This window comes from Citrobacter sp. S-77, assembly GCF_963864895.1.
GTDB classification, from domain to species: domain Bacteria; phylum Pseudomonadota; class Gammaproteobacteria; order Enterobacterales; family Enterobacteriaceae; genus Citrobacter; species Citrobacter murliniae.
In genome coordinates this window covers 1,993,097-2,001,267 of the sequence record NZ_CAWLWU010000002.1, presented here as the reverse complement: position 1 = coordinate 2,001,267, position 8,171 = coordinate 1,993,097, and the positions used below count along the sequence as shown (strand labels likewise).

Annotated in this window: 11 protein-coding genes; 5 read left to right on the top strand and 6 right to left on the bottom strand. The window is 51.0% G+C overall.

The genetic code is table 11. From position 1 onward, the window contains the following. Positions 1-1,046 (bottom strand): APC family permease (locus AACS05_RS10195; RefSeq protein ID WP_045442306.1); only part of this gene is annotated, 1,046 nt, incomplete at its 3' end. A 247-nt stretch (positions 1,047-1,293) separates the two neighbouring features. Here AACS05_RS10195 and AACS05_RS10190 point away from each other — a divergent pair. Further along, entirely contained in the window at positions 1,294-1,434 is a 141-nt protein-coding gene (locus tag AACS05_RS10190) for a hypothetical protein (RefSeq protein ID WP_003832695.1), read from the top strand. 180 nt (positions 1,435-1,614) lie between these two features. Here AACS05_RS10190 and AACS05_RS10185 read toward each other — a convergent pair whose 3' ends face one another. Further along, positions 1,615-1,794, bottom strand: coding sequence for a hypothetical protein (locus tag AACS05_RS10185; protein WP_045442302.1), 180 nt, complete (start codon positions 1,792-1,794; stop codon positions 1,615-1,617). Between the two features lie 248 nt (positions 1,795-2,042). Here AACS05_RS10185 and AACS05_RS10180 point away from each other — a divergent pair, with 248 nt between their 5' ends. The 4 genes from AACS05_RS10180 to AACS05_RS10165 are packed head-to-tail and all read left to right on the top strand — an operon-like array spanning position 2,043 to position 5,148. Beyond that, a complete protein-coding gene (locus tag AACS05_RS10180; RefSeq protein ID WP_045442299.1) occupies positions 2,043-2,876 on the top strand; it encodes an ABC transporter substrate-binding protein in 834 nt (277 codons plus the stop codon). 1 nt (position 2,877) lies between these two features. Further along, on the top strand, positions 2,878-3,696 hold the full coding sequence (locus AACS05_RS10175) for an amino acid ABC transporter ATP-binding protein (protein ID WP_045442296.1): 819 nt from the start codon (positions 2,878-2,880) through the stop codon (positions 3,694-3,696). Beyond that, entirely contained in the window at positions 3,696-4,481 is a 786-nt protein-coding gene (locus tag AACS05_RS10170; protein WP_045442293.1) for an amino acid ABC transporter permease, read from the top strand. Before AACS05_RS10175 ends, AACS05_RS10170 begins: the two co-directional genes overlap by 1 nt. Beyond that, positions 4,471-5,148, top strand: coding sequence for an amino acid ABC transporter permease (locus AACS05_RS10165; RefSeq protein ID WP_045442290.1), 678 nt, complete (start codon positions 4,471-4,473; stop codon positions 5,146-5,148). The genes AACS05_RS10170 and AACS05_RS10165 overlap by 11 nt, the downstream gene beginning before the upstream one ends. A gap of 9 nt (positions 5,149-5,157) precedes the next feature. Here AACS05_RS10165 and ydhT read toward each other — a convergent pair whose 3' ends face one another. From ydhT to AACS05_RS10145, 4 genes are all read right to left on the bottom strand, one after another. Then, the gene (gene ydhT / locus AACS05_RS10160; protein WP_045442287.1) at positions 5,158-5,970 is read right to left on the bottom strand and encodes a protein YdhT; all 813 of its coding nucleotides are present in this window, start codon (positions 5,968-5,970) and stop codon (positions 5,158-5,160) included. Positions 5,971-5,973: 3 nt separating this feature from the next. After that, positions 5,974-6,759 (bottom strand): thiosulfate reductase cytochrome B subunit, encoded by a 786-nt coding sequence (gene phsC / locus AACS05_RS10155; RefSeq protein ID WP_045442284.1) that lies wholly within the window; start codon positions 6,757-6,759, stop codon positions 5,974-5,976. Continuing rightward, complete coding sequence (locus AACS05_RS10150) at positions 6,756-7,424, bottom strand: 4Fe-4S dicluster domain-containing protein (RefSeq protein ID WP_045442282.1); 669 nt, start codon at positions 7,422-7,424, stop codon at positions 6,756-6,758. The genes phsC and AACS05_RS10150 overlap by 4 nt, the downstream gene beginning before the upstream one ends. Positions 7,425-7,488: 64 nt before the next feature. Then, on the bottom strand, positions 7,489-8,166 hold the full coding sequence (locus tag AACS05_RS10145; RefSeq protein ID WP_045442279.1) for a YdhW family putative oxidoreductase system protein: 678 nt from the start codon (positions 8,164-8,166) through the stop codon (positions 7,489-7,491). Positions 8,167-8,171 lie beyond the last annotated feature (5 nt).

Sequence of the window (8,171 nt, the reverse complement as noted above, 5' to 3'; positions counted from 1 at the left end):
GGTACGCCATTTTTGGAAATTTTTGCCATCCACTCGCTTCCCGGTAGCATTTTGTCACGGGAGAAGGAAAAGATGAGGCGGCTCAGCGCAGCCTGAAGGGACAGAATGCACGACAACATGGCTATAATCGCCACGACAATAAAGATTGTTGCGCCCGTTTCCCCCAGAGCCTCATTAAGGATAGCCGGGATCGGATCGGCCGTTTTACCGTTAACAATGCTGACCAGGTTTGGTGAAGCAAGCAGATAGCCCATCACAGAGATGATGGCGGAGATCGCGCCAAACACGATGCTCAAAATCATAGCTACCGGGATTTTTTTGCTTGGGTTCTTCACCTCCTCCGCGACGTTACCGCATGCCTCGAAGCCAAAGAACATAAACAAGCCCATCAGCGCGGCTGACATAAATGCGTTGGAATAACTTCCGTCCTGAGCAAGTACGCCCATCGAATCAAAGATGACCGAGAACGGTTGTGAGCGATGAAAGATCAGCAGATATATTCCCAGCGCAATAACGCTGACAATTTCACACCAGAAACCAATTTTGGCGACGCGGGCAAGATTCTTCGTCCCTGACATATTCACCGCCATCATCAAAAACAGCAGCACGACAGATGTCAGCAGCATAGTGGCGGGCGTTTGACCATAGTGGAACAGAGACTCTACAAAAGTCGAAGTGTATTCAGCGATTGACGTTATGGTGACAACCAACGCCCAAAGGTAAATCCACGCCGCGATCCATGCATACTTTTTCCCCCATAACCTTCTGGCCCAGGGATACAGTCCACCGGTAATAGGATACTGGGATGCCACTTCACCAAATACCAATGCCACCAGAAGCTGCCCGCACGCGACGATCAAAATCCACCATACCGCGGGTGGCCCAGCCAGAGTCACTGCCAGAGCAAACAGAGAATAAACAGCAGTAAGTGGCGACAGGTAGGTAAAACCCAACGCAAAGTTAGAGATAAGTCCGATCGACCGGTTGAACTGTTCTTTGCCATCTTTATGAAAACTATCGTTTTTCTTATCAGGTGTCTGTTCCATATATCTTTCTCTTTTGTGGAATAGTCGCAGGGGTGAACGATTAATGTATAAAAGATATTAAGTTATATGTATAGTGATTTTGTCACATATTTGTTAAATAAAATCGTATGATTTCCACTAATGAGAGAAGACACAGCGCACCGTTAAGCGGCATCTGAACTGAAAAAACGCAAGAATCGCTGCTGTTAAGCAACATATTTGCAATATAATAGGGAGATGTTTAACGCCGAACCTGAACAGGTGAATGATGGAAATTGATCTCGATAATCTGGTCTTTGATGGACTGGAAGAAGCGCAAGAGCGTAATGCTGAACGTCTGGAAGATGCTGACAAAAAAGCGCAGGAAATTATTGCTGATAATGACTGCGGCGACGCCTGCAAGATCTAATCTCTGAACCGGCGTAATGCCGGTTTTTTTATATTCGGTTCATCCTGCCCGCGCCAAATCAAATGGCATAATGTTTCAACCCGTTGCGCGAATACTGCAGTGTGCTGTTACGATCTGAATTGCCATCCGGTAGCGACGTTGCACACCTCATTCCAGTACATCTCGCGCGTCAGGCGAAGTTCAGCGTGTTGTTTTATCACGGAACCACTCCGGATCAATATTGGCGATATCCACCCCATACAGGCTGGCGACAGGAAGAACAGACTCCACAACACGCTGAAGATTAGACTCTGCACCATATTGTGGGGTCAGTGGACGCCGTTTTATTACGTTCAGCCAAAGCTGTTTCAGCCCTTTCATCTTCTCCGCCTCCTCTGTATGTCGGATGCGTTTTATTCCAGCGCACTCTCGCCTAAAAATGAAATGCGAATTATTGCCAAGGTTTTGCACAATTTTGCATTCCATTCGCTCATTGCATTTACCCGTTATTAACACCTCCGTCACTAATATCTTTTTGTATATAGATAAGAATTTTTTCATATTTGGTGACAACCCTAAGTTATGGGAGCGTAAAAAGCACAAACCAATAACTACTGGGATTTCATAAAATGATGGCAACGAAAATTCACAGCGCTAAAAAAACTCTGCTGGCTCTCAGCGTACTGCTGGCATCGGGTGTTACCGCCACGCAGGCTCAGGCCGACCAGTTGGCAGATATTAAAGCCGCAGGTGTGGTAAAAGTCGCGACATTCGACGCTAACCCGCCGTTTGGCTCAGTCGATGCGAAAAGTCACAAAATTGTCGGATACGACGTTGATTTTGCCGAAGCGCTGGCCAAATCCCTCGGCGTTAAACTTGAACTGGTAGCGACCAATCCGGCAAACCGTATCCCGCTATTGCAATCCGGGAAGGCGGATTTAATCGTGGCGGATATCACGATTACCCCTGAACGGGCACAGGTTATCGATTTCTCCGTCCCCTACTTTGTCACCGGCCAGCAATTTCTCGTTCCGGCAAAGTCTCCGGACAAACTTGATGATTACAGTCGTGCCAGAATTGGTGCGGTGAAAGGCACCACGGGAGAGCAGGCGTTGCATCAGCGATTCCCGCAGTCGCGGGTGCTGGCCTATGACGATATTCCGCTGGCATTAACTGCACTGCGTAACGGTAATGTCCAGGCAATCACGCAGGACAGCACTATTCTGGCGGGTTTATTGAGCGGCGCGCCGGATAAAGCGGATTTCAAAATCCTGCCCGACCTGCTGAGCAAAGAAGAGATCGGCGTTGGGGTGAAAAAAGGCGAATCAGCGCTGTTAAAAGCGGTAAATGATGAGCTACTTAAACTCGAATCTGACGGTCAGGCAGCCAAAATCTATGACGTCTGGTTTGGCCCTGAAACCAAAAACCCACAGCCGCGCGCCTTTAAAATAGAAGCGAAGTAATATGCTCTCAGGTCTGTTTCCTCGTTCCGCAGCTCCCGCTGCGGATTTTACACATTTGCGCCAGGCTCGCGTTGAACTGCGCAATGTCGTTAAACAATATGACGCGCACACCGTTTTGAACGGTGTCAGTCTGTCCGTTGAGCCCGGTGAAGTGGTCACCATCCTTGGCCCCTCAGGATCAGGCAAATCCACGCTGATTCGCCTGATTAATCAGCTTGAGTCACTGAGCGGCGGCGATATATACATTGATAGTAAACCGATTGGTCAGCTTCGCGGTGCGGCATTACGTCAGTTACGCAGTCGTATTGGTTTCGTGTTCCAGCAATTCAATCTGTATACCCATCTGACGGCACAGCAAAACATCACGCTGGCACTGGAATATGTTCACGGATGGAACAAAGCGGACGCAGAACACCGCGCGCTTGAACTGCTGGATCAGGTCGGGCTGAGAGAGAAAGCTGATGCGTATGCCGCCCAGCTTTCCGGCGGGCAGCAGCAACGTGTTGCTATCGCCCGCGCTCTGGCCTCCTCACCACAAATTATCCTTTTTGATGAACCCACCTCTGCGCTGGATCCTGAGATGATCGGAGAAGTATTACAGGTGATGAAAAATCTAGCACACAGCGGTATCACCATGATCGTCGTTACCCATGAAATGCATTTCGCCAGAGAGATTGCTGACCGGGTGGTATTTATTGATGGCGGCGATATTCTGGAAGTGGCACCGCCAGAAGATTTTTTCACCCGTCCACAGCACCCCAGAACCCAGCGTTTCCTGAAAAAAGTGCTCGACCCGTTACACCAGGAGTCACCGTTATAATGCATGCAATGGACTGGCAGGGAGTGCTGAGCGGGCAACCTCTGCAATGGATAATTTCAGGTTTTCTAACCACGCTATGGGTCACAGTGGCAGGTATTGTACTCGCCACACTGCTGGCTATTTTGTTGCTCAGCCTGCGTCTTACGGGCAACCGCTTTGGCATCGGTGTGGTTAACGTATGGGTTTCAGTTTTTCGCAATACACCGTTACTTGTGCAACTGATGTTCTGGTATTTCGCCGCATGGAATCTGCTACCCAGGGGGGTTATTACGTTCGTCAATGCAGAGCATGGCTGGTCCATTCTGCCAGGAGACGTCTGGTGGCTAACACCCGAATTTATCTGCTCTGCCTGGGGCCTGGGGGTCTTTACTTCTGCCTTTCTGGTTGAGGAAATCGCATCAGGTTTACAGGCCGTGTCTGACGGGCAGCGAGAGGCCGCCATTGCGCAGGGCTTTTCATCATGGGCCACTTTGCGTCACATATTGCTTCCTCAGGGGCTGGTGAACGCCTGGCAACCGATCGTTGGGCAATATCTCAACCTGATGAAGCTCTCTTCGCTAGCCAGTGGTATCGGTTTTGCCGAGCTGACCTACCAGGTGCGACAAGTTGAAAGCTATAACGCGCACGCGCTGGAAGCATTTGCCGTCGGTACCGCGCTCTATCTGCTGACCGGCATTGCGTTGGGTATGTTGTTAACGCGTCTTGGCCCGGCCCCTGTGTCAGCCAGGGCATTTGCCAGAAAAACGCGCGTATTCAGTCTCAGGAGTCCACAGCATGATCGCTAATATTTCGGTCATTACCGACAATCTGGACTATCTCCTGTGGGGACGCATAGCGGACGGTCAACCGGGTGGCGTTCTGCTTACACTACTGATGGCAATTGGCGCGGCAATTCTGGCCCTTCCTGCGGGGATAATACTGGCCTGCTGTGCCTGGCGTTTTCCGGGAGTGGTTCGCAAAGGATTGTTTATCTGGGCGGAGTTCATTCGCGGTATTCCGTTGATCTTTGTGATCTTCTGGATGTGGTATCTGCTACCAATGCTGAGCGGAAGCGATCTTCCTGGTGCTGTTACCGTCACGCTGGCTCTGGCCTGGTTTACCGCAGCCTCAGTGATGCACTCAGTTTATGCCGGGATAAATGCACTCCCTGCAGGGCAATATGATGCAGCGGTGGTTCAGGGTTTTCGCCCGTTTCAGGCATTATGGCTCATCATGTTGCCGCAGGTGCTGCGGAACATTCTGCCTTCACTAACAGGGATATTTATTGGCTTGCTGAAGGATACGTCGCTGGCGTTTATCGTTAACGTTCCTGAACTGACAACGGTAGCCGGTCAGGTTAACAGTCGGGTGCAAATTTACCCGGCAGCGATTTTTATCTTCACCGGGCTGGTCTATTATCTGTTGTGTTTTGGGCTGGAGAAAATTACCCGGCGTCGGTTTGCCTTGAGATAATCCTACGGCTCAACAAGCTACAAACTGGTGATCTTCGTTGAGCCTGTATTTCACGCCCGCCCGGATATTGTTTTCCCCCTCAATGGCAACCGCAAAGCGCATTCTTTCGCCGTCATGATAGGCTAACGCCGCGCATCCGCCAGGGCCGAGAATGATCGAATCGACAACACCGGTGCTGGCAATAACAGCATTTTCGCCGCAGGCATTAATATGGATGTTGTCAGCGCAATTTACTATTTTCGACTCTGCGCCAAAACTGGCGATCTGCGTCAAATCGCCGCTACTGGCAATACGACTTCTGTCACCCAGAGAACTGATACGTACACGCATGCCAGTACTTGCGATGCGCGTGCCATCACCGACACTGCTGATACGTGAGGAATTTCCCGCGATTGCTACCCTGGCACGATCCCCGGAGCTACCGATGTGCGCGTTATATCCGACGCTGCCAATACGTGCGCTGTGTCCGGCACTGGCAATCTGCGCGGCATATCCGGCACTGGCGATTTTGACGTTATCGCCCGCACAGCTAAAGTTGGTGCTATCCACGGCACTCGCCAGTTGCCTGCCGTTTTCACCTGCTGTTTGCGCACCAGCAATACTCTCCATGGCGCAAATATCCTGTTGAACAAAACTCTCCTCACCCAGCCATTTTGACCAGGCGTACTCCACAAGGCTGTTTGCCCAATCAATATACCCCTCCCGCAGGAGAGCGCGATGCACATCTGCATAGCTCCCCCCCTCAGGAAAAGCGCGTAAAAACCAACGATACATTACGGACCCAACGCGCCAGGCCCGTAAGTCACTGCGAGTAATCATCATCTCTTAATGCCGGTGATAGCCATCGACCATACATTTGAAGGTTTCGCCCGGTGTGCGCCCCGTGGTACAGAGATAAAGATGCCCAAAAATAAAAAACAGACTGACAATCGCCAGGGCAAAGTGTGCCTGTAGCAACCAGTAACGCACGCCAGGGAATACATCGCCCACCACCTGTGGGTAGAGCGATAACAGACCCGATATCAGCAACAGCGGCAACAAGCCATACATCACGCCGACATAAGCAGCCTGTTGTAATGGATTGAATTTTGAACGCGTAGATGCAGGAAACGGGTGTGACTCACCTTGCATAATGCCAAACAGATAAAACCGCGTCTGTCTTAGCGCCCTTCCGACCCAGCCCTGACGTTTGATAATATAATGATGTCCGTTCCCCCCTATCAGGTTGATCAGCACAAAACCAATCCAGCAGGCGAGCAGCAAAAAGCCGCAAACTTCATGTACGGTCAGTAAGCTTTTCATCACCGATGCGCTGACCGCAGAGAAATGGTTCACCAGACCGCTGACAAGCAGCAGCAGAAATAACAGCGCATTCGACCAGTGCCACAACCTGACGGCCTTCGAGTATAAATACACCTTTTCGCCATGCCCGGCTGATGCTTTATTGGCTGAACGGAAGCGCAGCATGGCGTGTAGCGCAAGTACCAGCCACATCCCCACCAGCATTAATCCCGCGATCACCAACCAGACAGGCCAGTAGTCCGGCGAAAACATGGGGACATACTGCGCTAGTTGTGCGTGAAACTGCTCAGCATTCTGCGACGCGTTCATACATTTTCCTTCTTAATCAAATGTTGACCGAACCGACGATACAGATGGGGTTTCCCGGCGCCTGAAAGTTGATATTCGTAATACTTGTTTTCCCGTAACCATGTCTGAATTTCCGGACTGTCTTCGCGACCAAAGATCAGCGCATGCTCCGGACAAGAGTTAACACAGATCGGAGGGAAACCTTTCGCCAGACGAGATTCGGCGCAGAAGTCGCATTTATCCGCCACTTTGGTCTGCGGGTTGAGATAACGCACCTGGTACGGACACGCACCAATACAGTAGCTACATCCAATGCAGCGAGAAGCGTCTACACGCACAATCCCATTCTCATCACGCCAGGAAGCCCCGGTCGGACATACCTCAATGCACGGCGCATCGTCACAGTGCTGACAGGACTGGCGGAAGTAGTGATACAGCGTTTCGTTGTCGTTATCCGATACCGGAATATGGGCTATCGATAAACGGCTCCCCTGAGCGGGAACATGATTCGTTTTCCTGCACGCACGAGCGCAAATATTACATCCGTTGCACAATGATTCATCATGGATCATAACGTAACGAACATCTTTGGTTGCCTTGGTACTCGCTAACAGGTTTTGACCTGGGCCGGTGAAAAAAATCACCGTCCCCATGCCAATGACAAATTTTCGTCGGGTGAAGGACATCGGGTTATCCTCTAATACTGTGACAGTGATCGTCCACACATTCCATGACATCAACCTGAAGAATTCAGGGGTTCTGATACTGCTCAACTTCAAGCCATTCGCACAAGCCGTACGCTTTGCCGTAACTCATAAAGCGCTCGCTGAACAGGTAAGGTTCCGCATTCGACGATTCCACAGTGCGTATGTCTGCGTAATCAGGATGCGTTTCCATTGCCGTGAGCGCTGCGGCGACCTGCTGAGGCTCGAAGTGATAAGGTGGCTGTTCCAGCATCGCGACCTTATAAGGGCGAGGATACGTTCGACAGTCAAAACGTACCGCTTCAGCGATCGCGCGGCAGATATCGTTTTCAACCACCTGCACACACATGCTGGCGTAGTTTTCTGCCATGGTTTGCGTCGAGTAGAAATACGTATCTTCAGCCCCCTGCACACTGGCAATATCCGCCCCGGACTCATGCTGACGCATCGTGTCCAGGAGCGCCGCCAGGTCGGTTTCTGGAACCGAGTAAGGCGGCAGCAAAAAGAGATTGCGAGCCACCAGTTGACCCGCTGCGGAGTGCTGGCGAATAAAATCCGCCACAATTGACTCCGGGGTAGCGGGCTCTTGGATCTGCGGCGCATTCCTGTGTTCTACAGGCTGATGTAACGCATGCAGCCATTGTCTCTTTTGGCTGTCGACCTCGTCAGGAAGCGCACCAGACGCTTCCTCAACAGGCACCAGAACGTTGCTCACGTTAGTCATCTCAC

What these genes read in the sequence shown, in the direction of transcription:
- AACS05_RS10150 (WP_045442282.1), bottom strand. Translation starts at nt 7,424, where the DNA reads ATGTCCTTCACCCGACGAAAATTTGTCATTGGCATGGGGACGGTGATT.
- AACS05_RS10175 (WP_045442296.1), top strand. Translation starts at nt 2,878, where the DNA reads ATGCTCTCAGGTCTGTTTCCTCGTTCCGCAGCTCCCGCTGCGGATTTT.
- ydhT (WP_045442287.1), bottom strand. Translation starts at nt 5,970, where the DNA reads ATGATGATTACTCGCAGTGACTTACGGGCCTGGCGCGTTGGGTCCGTA.
- AACS05_RS10190 (WP_003832695.1), top strand. Translation starts at nt 1,294, where the DNA reads ATGGAAATTGATCTCGATAATCTGGTCTTTGATGGACTGGAAGAAGCG.
- AACS05_RS10145 (WP_045442279.1), bottom strand. Translation starts at nt 8,166, where the DNA reads ATGACTAACGTGAGCAACGTTCTGGTGCCTGTTGAGGAAGCGTCTGGT.
- phsC (WP_045442284.1), bottom strand. Translation starts at nt 6,759, where the DNA reads ATGAACGCGTCGCAGAATGCTGAGCAGTTTCACGCACAACTAGCGCAG.
- AACS05_RS10185 (WP_045442302.1), bottom strand. Translation starts at nt 1,794, where the DNA reads ATGAAAGGGCTGAAACAGCTTTGGCTGAACGTAATAAAACGGCGTCCA.
- AACS05_RS10165 (WP_045442290.1), top strand. Translation starts at nt 4,471, where the DNA reads ATGATCGCTAATATTTCGGTCATTACCGACAATCTGGACTATCTCCTG.
- AACS05_RS10170 (WP_045442293.1), top strand. Translation starts at nt 3,696, where the DNA reads ATGCATGCAATGGACTGGCAGGGAGTGCTGAGCGGGCAACCTCTGCAA.
- AACS05_RS10180 (WP_045442299.1), top strand. Translation starts at nt 2,043, where the DNA reads ATGATGGCAACGAAAATTCACAGCGCTAAAAAAACTCTGCTGGCTCTC.